Source organism: Paracoccus salsus, from assembly GCF_021556615.1.
Lineage (GTDB): Bacteria > Pseudomonadota > Alphaproteobacteria > Rhodobacterales > Rhodobacteraceae > Paracoccus > Paracoccus salsus.
Genome location: NZ_JAKGGD010000002.1, coordinates 608,106 through 625,123 on the forward strand (window position 1 = coordinate 608,106; position 17,018 = coordinate 625,123).

Genomic DNA, 17,018 nt, shown 5'->3' on the forward strand with positions numbered 1-17,018 from the left:
CCCGATCAGATTTCCTCTATCTGCATGTTCTGGTGGCACGGCGTCAAAGGATGATATCTAATGGCTTCATAAGAAATTCTCATGGAGTGCCGGATTGAGCCTGCCCCCTCTGAACGCATTGCGCGCCTTCGAGGCCGTCGCCCGGACCGGCAGCTTCCGGGCAGCGGCAGAGACGTTGTTCGTGACCCAGCCCGCGATCAGCCATCAGGTCCGGCATCTCGAGGAATGGGTCGGGACGCCGCTCTTCGACCGCGGCGGCCGGCGGCCCGTCCTGACCGCAAGGGGCCAGGCGCTGGCGCGTGACCTGACCCTGGCTTTCGAAAGCATCGACGCGGCATGCAGCCGCGCGCGACCAGCGCGCCGCCCCGACGCCCTGGTCGTCGCGGCGATCCCGTCGGTTGCGATTTGCTGGCTGATTCCCCGGCTGCCGCGACTGCGCGAACGCCATCCCCGGATCCCGCTCAGGATCGTCTATGCCCATCACGGCGAAGCCGTCGATTTCTCGGAAGTCGATCTCGCCTTCGTCTTTGCCCGATCGACACCGCAAGGAGACGGCTTCACGGCGCGACCCTTTCTGCCCGGAGCCAGTGTCCCGGTCTGCAGCCCCGCCCTGCTGGCCGACAGGTCGATTTCCGAACTCCGTCCCACGGATCTGCCGTCGATGGAGTTGTTGCACGATACCGATGACAGCGGCTGGCGCGAATGGCTGATCAAGGCGCATGTCCGGCCGCCGGCCAGCCTGCCCGGGGCGACCTTCGAGGATTTCAACCTTCTGCGCATCGCGGCCCTGTCGGGACAGGGAATCGCCCTGTGCTCACGCGCGATGATCCAGCCCGACCTTGAGAGCGGGCGCCTTGTCCGGTTGTCCGACATCACGGTTCTGGAGGATTACGGCTATTTCCTGACGATCTCCAACCTCGCCGAACGACGGAGCGGCATTGCAGACGCGCGGACGGCGTTCCTGGGCTGGCTTGCCGAAGAGCAGGCGGCCAGCCTGTCGCAGATTGCCGCTTGACCCGGCCCCTGCGCACGAACAGACCTGCAAGGATCATTGCCATCACAGGATCACGATGCCCGAACCCTTTCCCCTGGTGCTGTCCGACGAACATGTCGCTCGCGTTGCCCCGGCCGAGGGCCTGCTCTACGATCCTGGCTGGAAAATGCTCGAGGACCCCGATCTTGACCTGCTGGCCCGGCATCTGACCGACGGACGCCCCCGGCCGATTTCCATCTTTGCCTATGGGTCGCTGATCTGGAACCCGGGATTCGAGGTTCAGTCCCGGCGTCGCGGCACCGCGATCGGATGGCATCGCGACTTTTCGCTGTCGCTGGAGCATTTCCGCGGCACGCCCGAGCGACCCGGCCTCATGCTGGCTCTCGCCTCGGGCGGCAGCTGCGAAGGGCTGGTCCTGGATGTCGCGGAAGGCACCGAAACGCCGTCGCTGCGCGCCATTCTGAAACGCGAACTGGTCGCCCACGAACTGTCCGCCAATGCCTGCTGGATCGAGGTGCAGACCTCGCGCGGCCGCGAAAGCGCGCTGACCTTCTACGCGGATCCGGTCGATGCGCCCGTCGTGCGCCTGACGGTGACCGAACAGGCCCGCAGGCTGGCCACGGCGGCAGGGGCGGCCGGATCCGGGGCGGAATATCTTTTGCGGACCGCCCGCGGGCTGGCCGAGTTGGGGGTCCATGACGACTATATCTGGACCTTGCAACGGATGGTGGCCGAAGAGATCGAGGCGCGTCGGGCATCCGGCCCCACCTGAGGCGCAACCGGCACCGACTCTGCCCAGATCGCCAATCGCAAGCGCCTTCGGCATTTATCCGCGAGGCCACGTCTGTTAACACTCGATCTGACGCGACTTCTGTCCAGGGGACCGACATGCGGCTCACCTCGTTCACCGACCATGGCCTGCGGGGGCCGATGCGGCTTGCCGTGCGGCGCTGCCATCGGCATCCGGCCGCCGAAACGGAACGGGAATTGCAGTCGTCGCGCCCTCAGCTGGTGACGAGGGCCCGTCATCCTGAACCGCGTGACGTCGCCCGGCCGAAGCCGCGGCCGGCATGACGCAGTCCGGTCCCGCCGCACCAGGCCAGCCACGTCCGCCGAGCAAGGTGGTGATCGAAAACGGCGCGCCGGTCGTTGACGCGGCCGAAATCGCTGCCTTGCTGGGGCTTGATGTCGCCGCATTCCGAAAGGCTGTGCAGTCCGGTGAAATCTCGACCCGGCTGGAGCGCGGCGAGGACGCCGACGCCGGGAAGATGCGGCTGACCTTCCTGACACCCGAGCGGCGGCTGCGGCTGACATGCGACGGCGAGGGAAATGTCCTGTCGATATCGCGCGCGCAAAGAGGCGGCTCGACCACAGACGGCTGACCCCCGGCGTGCTTGCGAAACCGTCCAGAATGCTGCCACGTGGCGATGGTCGGGGATGCGCGTGATCCGGCGGCGCGACCCTTGCCTGCGACCACTCGAAGACGCCCCGGCTGCGCGGTCCGCCGTCAGGACGATGCCGAATAGGCCGTGGACATCCCTGGTCTGGCACGCCATGATATGATTGAAAAAATTCGCGGATGAAGGGCCCTTGCTGCCGCAGCGGGACGCAACGATCCGCGCAATTGAATCTGGGAGCAGCCATGGTGGCCGTCGATGCGGTCAAATTCGACCTTTCGACCGAGTTGCAGGACGATCTGCTCGTTCTTTCAGGTGACCTTGTGGTCTGGTCGCTTCGCGTGCTGTCTGACACTTCGCATGCCGGACGCATCGATCTGTCCTCTGTCAACCGCATGGACACGGCTGGTGCCTGGGAGCTGATACAGCGGCGCGAGGCCGGCAGCACCCTGATCGGCCTTTCCGACCGCCATGCCGAGCTGCTGGAAACCGTGACCAAGGCCCTGCCGGTCGTGGAACCCACCGCACCGCCGCCGCCGCCCTGGCGTCGCCTTCTCGAGGCGACCGGGCGCTGGATGGCCGGCTTCTGGGTCTATCTGGCCGAACTGGCCGAATATCTGGGACGCAGCATGGCCGCGCTGGGGCGCGCATTGCGCCATCCCTCGGACTTTCCCGGCACGTCGTTGATCCATCACTGCCAGGAAACCGGCCTTCGCGCCGTGCCGATCGTCGCCGTCATGTCGTTTCTGATCGGGGTGGTGCTGGCGTTCCAGGGATCGGATCAGCTGCGTCAGTTCGGGGCCGAGGTCTTCGTCGTCGATCTGATCGCGATTTCCATCCTGCGAGAGCTTGGCATCCTGCTGACGGCGATCATTGTCGCCGGTCGGACGGCCTCGGCGCTGACCGCATCCATCGGCTCGATGAAGATGCGCCAGGAGATCGACGCGATGCGGACCCTGGGTCTTGACCCGGATCTGGTGCTGATCATGCCGCGCGTGCTGGCATTGGTCCTGATGCTGCCAATTCTCGGGCTGGTCTCGGCGCTGACCGGGCTTCTGGGCGGTGCCGCCATGTCCTGGATCGAGCTGGGCATCTCGCCTGCCATGTTCCTGACCCGGCTGACCGATATCAGCGTCACTCATGTGATCGTCGGCTTCATCAAGGCGCCGGTCTTCGCGCTTATCATCGGGGTGATCGGCTGCCACGCGGGAATGCAGGTCGGCAAGGATGCGGAGTCGCTTGGCCGGATGACGTCCTCGGCGGTTGTCAGCGCGATCTTCGCGGTCATCATCGCCGACGCGGCCTTCTCGGTCTTTTTCGCGCAGGTGGGGCTGTGAGCGACGAACCGGTGGTCCGGGTCCGCGGCTTGCGTACCCAGTTCGGAACCCATGTCGTGCATGAAGGCCTGGATCTGGATCTGAACCGCGGAGAGATCCTGGGCGTCGTCGGCGGCTCGGGAACCGGCAAGTCAGTCCTGTTGCGCGCGATCGTCGGCCTCGAGACGTCGCAAGCCGGTGACATCGAGGTCCTGGGCAGCCAGATCGGGTCGCTGTCCGGCGCCGAGCGCCGGGCGCTGGAACAGCGATGGGGCGTGATGTTCCAGGACGGCGCGCTGTTTTCCTCGCTGACGGTGCGCGAGAATGTCGAGGTGCCGCTTAAGGCCGTGCCCGGCCTGTCGGACGCGCAGCGGCGGGGCCTGGCGGAACTCAAGGTATCGATGGCCGGGCTGCCGTGGAAGGCCAACCAGAACTACCCGTCCGACCTGTCGGGGGGGATGCGCAAGCGCGCAGGGCTGGCCCGCGCCCTTGCCCTGGACCCCGAGATCCTGTTTCTGGACGAACCCACCGCCGGGCTGGACCCGATCGGCGCCTCGGCCTTCGATCGGCTGATCGTCATGCTGCGCGATGCGCTGAACCTGTCGGTGTTCCTCGTCACGCACGATCTGGACACCTTGCACGCCTGCTGCGACCGCGTCGCGGTGCTTGCCGAACGCAAGGTCCTGACGACGGGCACGATGAGCGATATGCTGAAGATCGACCACCCTTGGGTGCATGAATATTTCAACGGACCCCGGGCGCGCGCCGCGACCGCAGGCCTGCCGGGCAAGGACTGACTGCATGGAAACCAAAGCCAATTATATGCTGATCGGCGCCTTCAGCATCGCGGGGTTCCTTGGCATCCTGGGCTTCGTGATGTGGTTCGCCCGGCTCGAGCTGGACCGCCAGTTCGCCTATTACGATGTCTACTTTCCCGAGGTTTCGGGGCTTGGGCCCTCATCCGAGGTGCGCTTTGCCGGGCTGCCTGTGGGCCGCGTCGTGGACATGCAGCTGGCGCCCGGCAATCCGCTTCCGGTCCGCGTCAGGCTGGAGGTGGTCGAGGATACGCCGATCCGCAAGGACAGCACCGCCGCACTGGAAATCCAGGGTGTCACCGGCGTGGCGCTGGTGGCGATCAGCGCGGGCTCTGAACGCGCGCCGCTGCTGCGGGATGCCGACACGTCGGCAGTGCCGGTCATCCCGTCCAGCCGTTCGGCCCTGCAGACCCTGACGGATGAAGGGCCACAGATCATCAGCCGCCTCAGCCTGGTGGCCGAGCAGCTGGCGCAGATTCTGGGCGAGGAAAACCAGGCGCGGGTGGCGATGATCCTGGGCAATGTCGAACGATCCAGCGGCAATCTCGATCAGGCGCTGGACGATGTGGCAGAAGCCAGCAAGGCCATCTCGCAGGCGGCCGGGGGGATCGCCACGTTCGGTGAGCAGATGGAAGACCTGAGCCGCAGCGCCGGCACGACACTGGACCGCTTTGCCGATGCCGCCGCCCAGGCCGAGACAACGCTGGCCGGAGCGACCTCGACCCTGGAACGGGTGGATGGCTATGTCTCGGGCGACCTGACAACGCTGACGCAGCAGCTGGAACGCAGCGCCGCCGGGCTGACCGGGCTGACCGAGCGCGGACAGGCCAGCCTGGACAGGCTGGACGTGGCCCTGAACGCAGGCACACGCGCCTTCGATGCGGCCGAGGGCATCATCAGCAGCGACGTCGCGCCCGTCGCCGGCGACCTGCGCGCCACACTTGGCACCCTGAACAACGCGCTGGCCGACCTGCCCGATGACCTGCCGCAGATCAGCGCCAGCCTGCGCGAGGCTTCGGACGCCGCCGCCGCCGCCTTTCGCTCGCTGCGAGGCGTGCTGGACAGCGCACGCGAGCCGGTTCAGACCTTTGCGGGCGGCACGCTGCCGCAGATCGGCCGCCTGTCTCAGGACATCCGGGCGCTGGTCGAGAACATGAACCAGCTGGTCTCGACCCTGCGCCGGAACCCGGCGCAGTTGCTGTCCGGACCGCGCACCCCCGAATTCCGCAGATGATGAGGTTCGTTATGCGACTGCCCACCGTCCTTCTGGTCATCGGCCTCGGCACCCTGCCGGGATGCGGCGCCCTGTCCGCCTTGCAGGGGGAACCCGCGCGCGACCTGTTCGAATTGCGGCCGCCCGCCGCCGTGACATGCGGAAAATCCCGCGTCGGCGAGATGGTGATCGAACCGCCCAAGGCGCGCGGCACGCTTGACAGCAACCGCATCATGATCCGCCCGTCGGCGCTGCAGACGCAATACCTGCCGGATGCGGAATGGGGCGACACCGTGCCTGCAATGCTGCAACGCCTGCTGGTCCAGAACCTGGGCGCCACCCGCAGCTTCGATCATGTCGGGCGCGCGCCTCTGGGCCTGTCGGGCGATGTGGCGATGATCAGCGAGATCGAGGATTTCAACGCCGAACTGACCCCCGACGGCGTCGTCATCCGGATGACCGTTGACGCGCAACTGGTCAGCGAGATGTCTGCGGACGTGATCTCTCGCGGCCGATTTGCCGCGACCGTCCCGGCGGCCAGCACCCGCACCGCAGACCTGATCCCGGCCTTCGACGCCGCCGCACGGCAACTGGTCACGCAGATGACCGAATGGGCCCTGACCGCCTCGGGCACAAGCCTCGCGGGTTGCCGCTGATCCTGCGCCGGCGCAGGGCTTGGCGATCGATCTGCCGGGTGCCGGCGCGCCGCCCCGCGATGCGCCCGAGTCACGATGCCGCCTCGCACGATCATGCCCGAAGCGCCGTCTAGGCAGGGATTTCAGCGACGCATCCCTGCCGAGGAAACCTGTCGCGAGGAAGGGATCCCGCAGGAACCGGTCTCGCGGCTTTCCGACTCCGGGCGCATTGCCGGTCCCTGACCCGCGACCGCAAGCCCCTCGGAGCCGGCAGCGCCGTCAGCCGACGCGCCGTCCCGAAGGACCCGTGGCGCAGACAAGCATGCTTTGACAGCGTCGCTTGCGGTGCTATATCGCTTGCATCCGCCAAACATGGCGGATGCAGTTCGGTGACCGGGCCCCTCTGGCGGATGTGGCGGCGCATCCGTGATGTCGGCATCGCAACTTGTCAGGCCGCCGAGACCCTTCCCATGCAAGACAGAACTACCCTCACGGGCGACGCCCACAGCGATTCCGCGGGCCTGCGTTCCACGCTGCGCTATTTCCGTTGGGCCTTCATCGTGACCGCGCTGGGGCTGGCCCTGGGGGCTGTCCTTGGCTGGCAGACCACCGGCACATGGTCCGGCGCGCTGACCATCTTCTTCATTTGCTCGGTGCTGGCCGTGCTGGAAATTTCGCTGTCCTTCGACAACGCCATCGTGAATGCCAACAAGCTGAAGGCGATGCGCCCGGAATGGCAGCGGCGATTCCTGACATGGGGCATCCTGATCGCCGTCTTCGGCATGCGGATCGTCTTTCCGCTGCTGATCGTGGTGGTCGCGGCAAGGATCGGACCCTGGCAGGCGCTCGTGCTGGCGGCTGCCCAGCCCGAGGCCTATGCGCGGATCATGGAGGACGCCCATCTGCCGATCGCGGCTTTCGGCGGCACGTTCCTGATGATGGTCGGGCTCAGATTCTTCTTCGACCACGAAAAGGACGTGCACTGGGTGCACTGGCTGGAGGGGCGGATGTCGCGCTATGCCACCATCCGAAGCGTCGAGGTGACGGTAACGTTGCTGACCGTTCTGGGCTTTGCGCGGATGCAGGAAGGCGAGGCGCAGACCGTGTTCTTCTCGGCGGCGATCTGGGGGCTGCTGACCTTCCTGCTGGTCGAGGTTCTGGGCGGCTTGCTGGATGACGCGCATCATGCGCGCAACACCGCGGTGCACGGTGGTCTGGGCGCGTTCCTTTATCTCGAGGTGCTGGACGCATCGTTCAGTTTCGACGGCGTGATCGGGGCGTTCGCGCTAAGCCAGAACCTGTTCGTGATCGCCATCGGGCTTGGGATCGGCGCGATGTATGTGCGGTCGATGACCATCATGCTGGTCGAACGCGGCACGCTGACCCAATACCGGTATCTGGAACATGGCGCCTTCTATGCGATCATCGCGCTGTCGCTGATCATGTTCGCGCAGTCGCTGGTCCACATCCCCGAAATCATCACCGGGCTTGGCGGGGCGGCTTTGATCGGGCTGTCGCTCTGGTCCTCGATCCTGTCGAACCGGCGTGAGGCCTCGGGCGGTCAGACCTAGTCCTTCGGGTCGTCTTCCGCCGCCCGCGCCGCCGCCAGGTCGAACTGACGCTGGCGCTCGCGGAACCGGGCACGGTCGGCCTGGTCGTATTCGCCCAGGCAGCGATGGCATGACACGCCCTGCTCGTATTCCGGTCGCGCGCGATCCTCGGGGGAAACGGGTCGTCGGCAGGCATGGCACAGCCCGTGACGTCCCTGGCGCAGGCCGTGGCCAAGGCTGACGCGCTGGTCGAACACGAAACACTCGCCGCGCCACAGGCTGTCCTGTTCGGAAACGTCCTCGAGATATTTCAGGATGCCGCCCTTGAGGTGAAAAACATCCTCGACTCCCTGCGAGATCAGGTAGTTGGTCGACTTCTCGCACCGTATGCCGCCGGTGCAGAACATCGCGACGCGCTTGTTGTGAAATCGGTGGGCGTTCTGCGCCCACCATGCCGGGAAATCGCGAAAACTGCCTGTGCCCGGATCGACCGCGCCCTCGAACGTGCCGATTTCGACCTCGTAATCATTGCGGGTGTCGATGACGGCGACGTCCGGGGCGGAAATCAGGGCGTTCCAGTCGGCAGGCTCGACATAATGTCCGACGGCGGCGGTCGGATCGACATCCGGCTGGCCCATGGTCACGATCTCGCGTTTCAGCCTCACCTTCATGCGCGCGAAGGGCATGGCTTCAGCGGGGCTTTCCTTCCATTCCAGTCCGCTGCATCCCGGAAGGGACCGGATATGGGCCAGCACCGCATCGATGTCCGCCCGAGAGCCGGCAATGGTGCCGTTGATGCCCTCGCGCGCCAGCAGCAGCGTGCCCCTGACCCCGCGTGCGCAGGCCAGCCGCGCCAAGGGCCCCCGCAATGCTTCGGGGTCCTCGAATCGGGTAAAGTGATACAGTGCGGCAACAGTCAGCATGGGCGCGGCATAAGCCAGCCAAGTCCCGCCTGACAAGGGTCGGAACGCCATCCCCTTCGCCAGGCCCCCGTCGGCCGGCAGCACCGATCCAATTTCGCGCCGAAACCCGGACTCCTGAGCGGGTGCAATCCATCGTGGAAAGACGCGAACGGGCCTCGCGCGGCCAGGCTAGGTCTTGCATCCCTGCGGCGCTTTGCGATTTCCTGCATCACGACAGAACCCGCAAGGAGCCCTGAGAATGGCACACGCACTGATCGTGATCGACATGCAGAACGATTTCTGTCCAGGCGGTGCGCTGGCCGTGGCAGACGGCGATGAAATCATCGGGCCGATCAACGCGATGATGGCCGATTTCGATGCGGTCGTGCTGACCCAGGACTGGCATCCCGCCCATCACGCCAGCTTCGCCGACAATCATCCCAACGGCGAAGCCTTCAGCGTCATCGACATGCCCTATGGCAAGCAGGTTCTGTGGCCCCGCCACTGCGTCATCGGCAGCGAAGGCGCCGCCTTCCATCGCAGCCTGGACCTGTCCCGCGCGGATCTGGTGATCCGCAAGGGGTTCCGGCCGCAGATCGACAGCTACTCGGCCTTTTTCGACAATGACCACCGGACGCCGACGGGCCTGGCCGGCTATCTGCGCGAACGCCAGATGGACGCCGTGACCTTCGTCGGCCTGGCCCATGATTTTTGCGTCGCGTGGAGCGCGCTGGACGCCGCCAGGCTGGGCTTTTCCGTCACCGTCGTCGAGCAGGCGACCCGCGCCATCGATCTAGACGGCAGCAAGGCAAGGGCGCAAGGCGACATGCGCGAAGCGGGCGTCATCCTGCGCTAGACGCGCGGCGGGCTTGCACACTCCGCCGCTTTCGGGGCACCAAGGGCGGATGAAGGGGACCCGGACATGGTCGATATCGCCACGCGCGTCTATAACCACAAGTGGAAGATCGACCCCATCGTGCGGTCGCTGATCGACACGGATTTCTACAAGCTGCTGATGTGCCAGTCGGTTTTTCGCAACCGGCGCGACACCAACGTCACCTTCAGCCTCATCAACCGCACCAAGTCGGTTCGACTGGCCGACCTGGTGGACGAGGGTGAACTGCGCGAGCAGCTGGACCATGTGCGCGGCCTGTCGCTGGCGCGCGGCGAAAGCACCTGGTTGCGCGGAAATACGTTCTACGGCAAGCGTCAGATGTTCCGGCCGGACTTCATGGAATTCCTCGAGGGATTGCGCCTGCCCCCCTATCATCTCGAAAAGAACGACGGCCAGTACGAGCTGACATTCGAGGGCAGGTGGCCCGAGGTGATGCTGTGGGAAATCCCTGCCCTCGCGATCCTGATGGAACTGCGATCCCGGGCCGAGTTGAAGGATATGGGCCGGTTCGAATTGCAGGTTCTTTATGCCCGCGCCATGACCCGGCTTTGGGAAAAGATCGGGCTGCTGAACGGCCTCCAGGGCCTGCGGATTGCCGATTTCGGGACCCGCCGACGGCACAGCTATCTGTGGCAGGACTGGGCCGTGCAGGCGATGATCGAGGGGCTGGGGGATCGCTTCGCGGGCACTTCGAACTGCGCGATCGCGATGCGTCGCGACATCGAGGCGATCGGCACCAATGCGCACGAGTTGCCGATGGTCTATGCGGCGCTGGCGCGGGATGATGCCGAACTGCGCCGCGCGCCCTATGACGTTCTGGCCGACTGGCACGAGGAACATGACGGCAATCTGCGTATCATCCTGCCCGACACCTATGGCACCGACGGGTTTCTTCAGCATGCGCCCGACTGGCTGGCGGGCTGGACCGGCATCCGGATCGACAGCGGCGATCCGGTGCGCGGCGCAGAGACCGCGATACGCTGGTGGCGCGAGCGCGGCGAGGATCCGCGCGAAAAACTGGTGATCTTTTCCGACGGGCTGGACGCCGACAAGATCGTGGAACTTCACCGCCAGTTCCACGGCCGGGTGAAGGTCAGTTTCGGCTGGGGCACGCTTTTGACCAACGATTTCCGCGGGCTGGTTCCTGGCAATGGCCTGGCCCCGTTCAGCCTTGTCTGCAAGGCTGTGGCGGCCAATGGCCGTCCAACCGTCAAGCTTTCGGACAACCCCGCCAAGGCAACCGGCCCCGCGGATGAAATCGAACGCTACCGGCGGGTGTTCGGCGTCGAGAAACAGGCTTCCCAGCCGGTCCATGTCTGACCTGGCGGGGCTCTCGACGTCATGTCAGCCGCAGGATCAGCAGGCAGCACGCGCCTCCCAGCAGCGCCGTAGCCGGCACCGTCACCACCCATGCAGCGGCGATCGTGGCGACGTGGCTGCGGCGGATCAGCATGCGGCGGCGGGTTTCCTCTGCCGGCATCGGAGATCGTGACTTGTTTCTTCGGCGGTCAAGCCATTCACGCGCAAAGCCCACGCCGAAGATCCCGCCAACCGCGACATGGGTCGTGGACACCGGCAGGCCAAGCGCCGACGACGCCAGGACCGTCGCCGCCGTCGCCAGCGAGACGCAGAAGGCGCGTCCGGCATTCAGGCGGGTAATGCCGCTGCCGACCATCACCACCAGACGGCGACCGAACAGCAGCGTGCCAAGCGCGATGGCCAGGCCGGCCATCAAAAGGGCGCCGACCGGCATGACGAAGGATCCGGTGGTCGCGCTGCCGGCAAGAATCACCGATAGCGGACCCGCGACGTTGCCGACATCGTTCGCCCCATGCGCGAAGCCCATCATCGTCGCGGCGACCAGCAGGGCTGGCCGGAACAGGCGCTTGCTGCCGGTTTTCCCGTCCGAGAGGATCAGCTCGGCATTCACCTTGCGGCGCATCAGGGCGGCGCCGATCAGGGCAATCGCCACCCCTGCGGGCACGACCATCGGCATGGTTGACAGCAGGGGCAATCGGGGCCGCGCAAGCAGCACCAGATAGGATGCGAACAGCCCGCTCATCGCGCCCACAAGCAGCGGCAGCCAGACCCGCGCGGCGGCGGCCCGGTCGGCCGCATCCAGAACCTGCAACCGCACGAAGATGACCAGCAAGCCGGCCACTGCGCCGGCGATCAGGGGCGCGATCAGCCAGGTCGAGGTGATGATCGCCAGCGTGGTCCACTCCACGGCGCTCGTCCCCAAAGCCGCCATCCCGGCACCGGCGATCCCGCCCACGATGGAATGCGATGTGCTGACCGGCAGGCCGATCCCGGTCGCCGTGGTGATCCAGGCCGCCGCGCCGACAAGGGCCGACAGCATGACGATCTGCGCCTCGATTCCCACGGTCAGCGCTCTTGCGTCGATGATCCCGTTGGCCAGCCTGTCCGTCACCGCGCCGCCGGCAAGGCTGGCGCCCGCGACCTCGGCCAAAGCCACCAGCAGCAGGCCAGGCAGCAATCCGATCGCACCGGCCCCCACCGCTGGTCCAAGCGAGTTCGCCACATCGTTCGACCCGATCGCCAGCCCAAGCCAGCCCGCAACGATCAGCCCGGCAGCCAGCGCGGCATAGTCCGTGTTCCCCAGCCCAAACGCCGTCGCCAGGATCAGCGCAGCGACCAGCAACAGCACCGCCAGCCCCAGGCGCCAGACAGGCCGGAACGCATGACGCTGTGCCGCCTCGGTATTGGTGACGCGCCCGAGATCCTTGTCGAGCGTATGGAAACTGCGTCCGGTGCGCATCAGCCCTTGCCCGCCTTGCCGATGCCGCGTCGTGCCTCAAGGCCTGCTGTCATCGACCGCCCCGCGCCCATGCCCGGGCGCATCCGTCATGCTGGCCAGGATCCGCCTCAGCCCCGGCTCGGCGACCAGCCGCGCCGCCTCGTGGGGCGGGAACCAGCGGCGGCGACGCTGATCGGATTCCGGAAATTCGCTTGAGGAGCGTGACACATGCAGCGGAAAGACGCGTACCTCGACCGCAATCGCGAAACCGCTGTCGTCGTCCTTCTGATAGGAATAGCGCCCCAGCTCCTCCAGGCCCACGCGCCCCTCGACGCCCGCCTCTTCCCAGGCTTCGCGTGCTGCGGCGCCGGGCAGCGTCATGCCCTCCATTGGCCAGCCCTTGGGAATGATCCAGCGGCCAGTTCCCCGGCTGGTGATCAGCAGAACCTTGCCGGTGGCCGGATCAAGACAGACCGCACCGACCTGCAAGGCAGGCGGCCTTTTCCCGATCAACATCCGAAATGAGCTGCGCAGCGCGTTCATTCGTTGGAATCCACCTTTCCCCTCAAGGCCTTGACCTCACCGCGCACGGTCTTGGCCTTCAGCCGTCGTTTCTTGCTGCCAAGCGTCGGACGCGTCGCGATGCGCCTTTTCGGCGCCACGGTCGCCTTTCGGATCAGTTCGGCCAGTCGATCCCTTGCGATCTCGCGGTTTCTTGCCTGGCTGCGGGTTTCCTGAACCACGATCAGGACCGCGCCGTCCGACGTCCAGCGTCGTCCCGCCAACCGCTGAAGCCGGCGTTTCACCTGATCGGTCAGGCCAGGAGAACGCGCGGCCTCGAAGCGCAGTTCCACGGCGGTTTCGACCTTGTTCACATTCTGGCCGCCCGGCCCTTGCGACCGGGTGAACTGCTCGGACAGCTCCCACTCCTCAATCTCGATCTGGTCGGTCACATACAGCATGACCGCAAGATATGGCGTTCTTTCCTGCCAGTTAAAGCAGGATTGATTAAGGAATGGTAAAATCCGCAACAGGCGGATGCAAAAACGCCTCAGATAAGCCCGGAACTCGCGGATTCGGGCCAATGGGCATAAGGCAGAACCGCGCCATCGCGCCGGCTTTGCGCGACCCGGGCAAGGTCGATCTCGGCCATGACCCAGCCGGGACTGTCCATCGCGCCTTCCGCGATGATGCCGGTTTCGGGCCAGAGCCCGTCGGGCGGGCCATAGATGGCGGCGCGGCCTCGGTTTTCGTCCAGCGCCGGATTCCAGTCCACCGGCCCGACCGTCGGGGCGTGAACCACGACGCACTGGCTTTCCAGCGCGCGCGCCATCGCGCCGATGCGGACCCGGTGATAACCCGCGACCGTATCGGTGCAGCTTGGGACAAGCAGCAATTCGACGCCGGCCTCTGCAAGAACGCGGCCCAGCAGGGGAAACTCGCTGTCATAGCAGATCAGCACGCCGATGCGCCCGATCGACGTGTCGAAGACGCGCAGCCCATGCCCTCCGACAACACCCCAGGGATCGCGTTCGAACCGCGTCATGACCTGCTTGTCCTGGTGCCCGATTCGGCCCTGCGGGCCGAACAGCACGGCTCGGTTCAACGGGCGCCCGGCCTCGAAGCAGGGGCCCGAGGCGGCGAGGATGTGGCAGCCATTCTGCGCCGCCAGCCGCGCGTGCAGATCGGCCGCAGCCCGTTCATGGCGGGCGACCTCGTGCAGCGAGGCTTGCAGATCGCCCGCGACCTGGCGCCCCCCGATCGAGGCCAGTTCCATCGCGCCATATTCGGGAAAGACCAGCAGGTCCGCGCCCTGCGCATCCTGAACCCAGCGGGTCAGCTTGGCCTCGTATGCGGCGAAATCGTCGAACCAGTCGAGCGGATAGGCGGCGGCGGCGATCTTCATAGCTCTCTCATCCAGAATTGCAGCTGTTTCTCGGTCTCGCTGTCCTCGCCCAGGTCTTTCCAGGAAAAGCTGGCGGTGACACCCGGCAGTTGCCGATAACCGCGCTTGTGCCAGAACCCGTCCAGCGGGCGGTAATCGGCGGGCCGCGCCGGATGATCGGCCGGCCGGATCACACTGCAAAAGGCGCAATAGCGGGCGCCCAGAGCGCGGGCATGTGCCTCGCGCGCATCGAAGAAGGCGTGGCCGATGCCATGGCCGCGATACTCGGGGAGCAGCACCGATTCCGCACAGTAAAAGATCTGCGACAGCGGTTCCGGCCGGTCCGCCCAGGCGGCGGCGAAATCCGCGGCGTGGTCGGCCATTGGCGCGCCGGTCGCTGCGCCGACGATCCGTTCGCCATCCAGCGCGGCCACCACCACCGCGCCGGGCGACTGATAGGCTTGCAGGTAATCCTCTTCGTATTCCGCGTCGCCGTCATAGAGATAGGGCCAGTCGCGGAACACCGCCATGCGCAGACGCGCCACGTCGGGCAGCGCGGCCGCCAGCGCATCGCCGGTCAGAACGCGCGTGCTGACGGTCATTGGCTGACCTGCCGCACCCAGTCGGCCAGGTTGTAATAGGTGGTGACGCGGGCGATCTTGCCGTCGCGGATCGTGAAGAACGAACCTGCGGGCAGCCGGTAGGTTTGTCCATGCGCCTCGGGCAGGCCCTCATCGGTCTTGAGATAGGTGCCGTTCACGATGAACTCGGCAGCCGCCCGGTCGCCCTCGTCGTTTGCAAAGACCTGCAAATCGGTCAGCTCTTCCTTGTAGCTGTCGGTCATATGCGCGTTGAATTCCGCAAACAGGGCCTTGCCGCGCCGGATCTTGCCCTCGTTGACGTGATGCTCGATCTCGTCATGCAGCAGGTCCAGCATCCGGTCGGTCTGACCTGCGTTGAACGCCTTGAAATAGTCTGCGATCAGGGTCCTGGTATCCATCGCGGTTCTCCTTCTTGCCTGTGGCCGGACTAGCCTTGTTCGTGCTGCGCGTCACCTCGGCGCAAGGGACCAGGTGAGGCGGTATCCACAGCTAACACTTGCGCGGCCGGAAAGGATCGGCGCCATCCGACCCACCACGCGACGGGCGCGACATCCCGAATCCCGGATCGCGCCGCCGCAGACTGGCCATGCTTGAATTTAGATGGCAAGCTGTTAGCGCTATTGCAAACCCGCGTATGGAGGATTCGCGCTTATGGACGGACGGGACCAGCTTGGCCACCGGGAGATCACCTGCTTCAAGGCCTACGACGTGCGCGGCGAGCTTGGCAAGAACCTGGATACCGATGTCGCCTACCGGATCGGGCGTGCCTTCGCGCAGGCGCGCAAGGCCGGGCGTGTCGTCGTTGGCCGCGACAGCCGTGAAACCTCGCCCGAACTGGCCCGCGCGCTGATCGAGGGCCTGACCGACGCAGGCGCCGACGTGCTGGACCTGGGCCTTGCCGGCACCGAAGAAGTGTATTTCCATACCGGGTTTCACGACACCGATGGCGGGGTCGAGGTCACCGCCTCGCACAATCCGATCAACTATAACGGCATGAAGATCGTCGGACGCGGCTCGGCGCCGCTGGACCCGGCGACCGAACTGCCCCCGATCGTGGAGCTGGCGACCTCGGGCGACTTCGCGCCGGTCGCGAAGAAGGGCGAGGTCACCGATTTCAGTCACGCCCGCGCCGGTTATGCCAGGGCGATGGTCGATTTCGTGGACATCGAGGCATTGCGCCCGATGACGATCGTGGTCAATGCCGGAAACGGTACGGCGGGACCGACCTTCGATGCGATCGCCGACGAATTGCACCGGCGCGGGGCGCCGCTGACATTCGTGCGCATGCATCACGACGTGGACAGCAGCTTTCCGAACGGCATCCCCAACCCGCTGCTGCCTGAAAACCAGCCGCCGACCGTCGCGCGGATGATCGAGGAGAAAGCCGATCTGGGCGTGGCGTGGGACGGCGATTTCGACCGCTGCTTCTTCTTTGACGAGAATGGCCGGTTCATCCCGGGAGAATATATCGTCGGCCTGCTGGCCGCGGCGTTCCTGGAAAAGTCACCGGGGGAAAAGATCGTGCATGATCCGCGGGTGATCATGAACACCCGCGCGATGATCGAGGAAGCGGGCGGCGAAGCTGTCGTCAGCAAGACCGGCCATGCCTTCATCAAGCGCAAGATGCGCGATGTCGGCGCGATCTATGGCGGCGAGATGTCGGCGCATCACTATTTCCGCGACTTCTATTATTGCGACAGCGGCATGATCCCCTGGCTGCTGATGGTCGAGTTGCTGTCGCGCAAGGGCAAGACCCTGGCCGAACTGTTGTCGGAACGGATGCGGCTGTATCCATCCTCGGGCGAGACCAATTACCATATCGAGGACCCGGACGCGGCGATCGCACGGTTGATCGACCGCTACGAGCCGCAGGCCGACAGCCGCGACGATCTGGACGGGGTATCGCTGGATTTCGGCAACTGGCGCTTCAACCTGCGCAAGTCGAACACCGAGCCGGTCGTGCGGCTGAACCTCGAGGCCGACGGAGACGCGGAACTGGTGGCGGAAAAGCAGGCAGAGCTGGCCGCGCTGCTGAAGGCCTGAACGCAGGGATTGC

18 protein-coding genes are annotated in these 17,018 nt (G+C 65.8%); 11 read left to right on the forward strand and 7 right to left on the reverse strand.

The genetic code is table 11. The features are described from left to right. Positions 1–94 precede the first annotated feature (94 nt). The 8 genes from L1965_RS06185 to L1965_RS06220 all read left to right on the forward strand — a co-directional run bounded on the left by L1965_RS06185 (position 95) and on the right by L1965_RS06220 (position 7,941). Entirely contained in the window at positions 95–1,015 is a 921-nt protein-coding gene (locus L1965_RS06185; RefSeq protein WP_235755524.1) for a LysR family transcriptional regulator, read from the forward strand. 55 nt (positions 1,016–1,070) lie between these two features. Then, positions 1,071–1,766, forward strand: coding sequence for a gamma-glutamylcyclotransferase (locus L1965_RS06190; protein WP_235755525.1), 696 nt, complete (start codon positions 1,071–1,073; stop codon positions 1,764–1,766). Positions 1,767–2,064: 298 nt separating this feature from the next. Further along, entirely contained in the window at positions 2,065–2,376 is a 312-nt protein-coding gene (locus L1965_RS06195; RefSeq protein ID WP_235755526.1) for a DUF6522 family protein, read from the forward strand. 260 nt (positions 2,377–2,636) lie between these two features. Next, positions 2,637–3,728, forward strand: a complete 1,092-nt coding sequence (locus L1965_RS06200) for an MlaE family ABC transporter permease (protein WP_235755527.1) — start codon at positions 2,637–2,639, stop codon at positions 3,726–3,728. Then, positions 3,725–4,504: an ABC transporter ATP-binding protein gene (locus L1965_RS06205; protein WP_235755528.1), complete on the forward strand. Its 780-nt coding sequence runs from the start codon at positions 3,725–3,727 to the stop codon at positions 4,502–4,504. Before L1965_RS06200 ends, L1965_RS06205 begins: the two co-directional genes overlap by 4 nt. A 4-nt stretch (positions 4,505–4,508) precedes the next feature. Continuing rightward, a complete protein-coding gene (locus tag L1965_RS06210) occupies positions 4,509–5,756 on the forward strand; it encodes an MlaD family protein (RefSeq protein ID WP_235755529.1) in 1,248 nt (415 codons plus the stop codon). Between the two features lie 11 nt (positions 5,757–5,767). Continuing rightward, entirely contained in the window at positions 5,768–6,391 is a 624-nt protein-coding gene (locus L1965_RS06215) for an ABC-type transport auxiliary lipoprotein family protein (protein WP_235755530.1), read from the forward strand. A gap of 449 nt (positions 6,392–6,840) precedes the next feature. Beyond that, positions 6,841–7,941, forward strand: coding sequence for a DUF475 domain-containing protein (locus tag L1965_RS06220; RefSeq protein ID WP_235755531.1), 1,101 nt, complete (start codon positions 6,841–6,843; stop codon positions 7,939–7,941). On the opposite strand, the gene trhO is transcribed toward L1965_RS06220, so the two are convergent. Further along, the gene (gene trhO, locus L1965_RS06225; protein ID WP_235755532.1) at positions 7,938–8,843 is read right to left on the reverse strand and encodes an oxygen-dependent tRNA uridine(34) hydroxylase TrhO; all 906 of its coding nucleotides are present in this window, start codon (positions 8,841–8,843) and stop codon (positions 7,938–7,940) included. The two genes, L1965_RS06220 and trhO, sit on opposite strands and share 4 nt — an antisense overlap. A gap of 238 nt (positions 8,844–9,081) precedes the next feature. Between trhO and pncA the strand changes: the two genes are divergently transcribed. Both pncA and pncB read left to right on the forward strand, forming a co-directional pair. After that, entirely contained in the window at positions 9,082–9,678 is a 597-nt protein-coding gene (gene pncA, locus L1965_RS06230) for a bifunctional nicotinamidase/pyrazinamidase (protein ID WP_235755533.1), read from the forward strand. A 66-nt stretch (positions 9,679–9,744) separates the two neighbouring features. Next, positions 9,745–11,037, forward strand: coding sequence for a nicotinate phosphoribosyltransferase (pncB, locus tag L1965_RS06235; RefSeq protein WP_235755534.1), 1,293 nt, complete (start codon positions 9,745–9,747; stop codon positions 11,035–11,037). Positions 11,038–11,056: 19 nt separating this feature from the next. Here pncB and L1965_RS06240 read toward each other — a convergent pair whose 3' ends face one another. The 6 genes from L1965_RS06240 to L1965_RS06265 form a co-directional block, all read right to left on the reverse strand. Beyond that, positions 11,057–12,496: an inorganic phosphate transporter gene (locus L1965_RS06240; protein WP_235755535.1), complete on the reverse strand. Its 1,440-nt coding sequence runs from the start codon at positions 12,494–12,496 to the stop codon at positions 11,057–11,059. A 36-nt stretch (positions 12,497–12,532) separates the two neighbouring features. Then, positions 12,533–13,018 carry an NUDIX hydrolase gene (locus tag L1965_RS06245; protein WP_235755536.1) on the reverse strand — a complete coding sequence of 162 codons (486 nt, stop codon included), beginning with the start codon at positions 13,016–13,018 and terminating at the stop codon, positions 12,533–12,535. After that, positions 13,015–13,437: an alternative ribosome rescue aminoacyl-tRNA hydrolase ArfB gene (arfB, locus tag L1965_RS06250; RefSeq protein WP_235755537.1), complete on the reverse strand. Its 423-nt coding sequence runs from the start codon at positions 13,435–13,437 to the stop codon at positions 13,015–13,017. The genes L1965_RS06245 and arfB overlap by 4 nt, the downstream gene beginning before the upstream one ends. Positions 13,438–13,526: 89 nt before the next feature. Continuing rightward, positions 13,527–14,381 carry a carbon-nitrogen hydrolase family protein gene (locus L1965_RS06255; RefSeq protein WP_235755538.1) on the reverse strand — a complete coding sequence of 285 codons (855 nt, stop codon included), beginning with the start codon at positions 14,379–14,381 and terminating at the stop codon, positions 13,527–13,529. Next, complete coding sequence (locus L1965_RS06260; protein WP_235755539.1) at positions 14,378–14,962, reverse strand: GNAT family N-acetyltransferase; 585 nt, start codon at positions 14,960–14,962, stop codon at positions 14,378–14,380. Before L1965_RS06260 ends, L1965_RS06255 begins: the two co-directional genes overlap by 4 nt. Then, on the reverse strand, positions 14,959–15,360 hold the full coding sequence (locus L1965_RS06265) for a ketosteroid isomerase-related protein (protein WP_235755540.1): 402 nt from the start codon (positions 15,358–15,360) through the stop codon (positions 14,959–14,961). The genes L1965_RS06260 and L1965_RS06265 overlap by 4 nt, the downstream gene beginning before the upstream one ends. A gap of 253 nt (positions 15,361–15,613) precedes the next feature. Between L1965_RS06265 and L1965_RS06270 the strand changes: the two genes are divergently transcribed. After that, positions 15,614–17,005, forward strand: a complete 1,392-nt coding sequence (locus tag L1965_RS06270; RefSeq protein WP_235755541.1) for a phosphohexomutase domain-containing protein — start codon at positions 15,614–15,616, stop codon at positions 17,003–17,005. Positions 17,006–17,018 lie beyond the last annotated feature (13 nt).

Bases quoted from the DNA above. Each gene is read 5' to 3' on its own strand.
- L1965_RS06190 (WP_235755525.1), top strand. From the start codon at position 1,071: ATGCCCGAACCCTTTCCCCTGGTGCTGTCCGACGAACATGTCGCTCGC.
- L1965_RS06195 (WP_235755526.1), top strand. From the start codon at position 2,065: ATGACGCAGTCCGGTCCCGCCGCACCAGGCCAGCCACGTCCGCCGAGC.
- L1965_RS06200 (WP_235755527.1), top strand. From the start codon at position 2,637: ATGGTGGCCGTCGATGCGGTCAAATTCGACCTTTCGACCGAGTTGCAG.
- L1965_RS06210 (WP_235755529.1), top strand. From the start codon at position 4,509: ATGGAAACCAAAGCCAATTATATGCTGATCGGCGCCTTCAGCATCGCG.
- L1965_RS06215 (WP_235755530.1), top strand. From the start codon at position 5,768: ATGCGACTGCCCACCGTCCTTCTGGTCATCGGCCTCGGCACCCTGCCG.
- L1965_RS06220 (WP_235755531.1), top strand. From the start codon at position 6,841: ATGCAAGACAGAACTACCCTCACGGGCGACGCCCACAGCGATTCCGCG.
- trhO (WP_235755532.1), bottom strand. From the start codon at position 8,843: ATGCTGACTGTTGCCGCACTGTATCACTTTACCCGATTCGAGGACCCC.
- pncA (WP_235755533.1), top strand. From the start codon at position 9,082: ATGGCACACGCACTGATCGTGATCGACATGCAGAACGATTTCTGTCCA.
- pncB (WP_235755534.1), top strand. From the start codon at position 9,745: ATGGTCGATATCGCCACGCGCGTCTATAACCACAAGTGGAAGATCGAC.
- L1965_RS06240 (WP_235755535.1), bottom strand. From the start codon at position 12,496: ATGCGCACCGGACGCAGTTTCCATACGCTCGACAAGGATCTCGGGCGC.
- L1965_RS06245 (WP_235755536.1), bottom strand. From the start codon at position 13,018: ATGAACGCGCTGCGCAGCTCATTTCGGATGTTGATCGGGAAAAGGCCG.
- arfB (WP_235755537.1), bottom strand. From the start codon at position 13,437: ATGCTGTATGTGACCGACCAGATCGAGATTGAGGAGTGGGAGCTGTCC.
- L1965_RS06255 (WP_235755538.1), bottom strand. From the start codon at position 14,381: ATGAAGATCGCCGCCGCCGCCTATCCGCTCGACTGGTTCGACGATTTC.
- L1965_RS06260 (WP_235755539.1), bottom strand. From the start codon at position 14,962: ATGACCGTCAGCACGCGCGTTCTGACCGGCGATGCGCTGGCGGCCGCG.
- L1965_RS06265 (WP_235755540.1), bottom strand. From the start codon at position 15,360: ATGGATACCAGGACCCTGATCGCAGACTATTTCAAGGCGTTCAACGCA.
- L1965_RS06270 (WP_235755541.1), top strand. From the start codon at position 15,614: ATGGACGGACGGGACCAGCTTGGCCACCGGGAGATCACCTGCTTCAAG.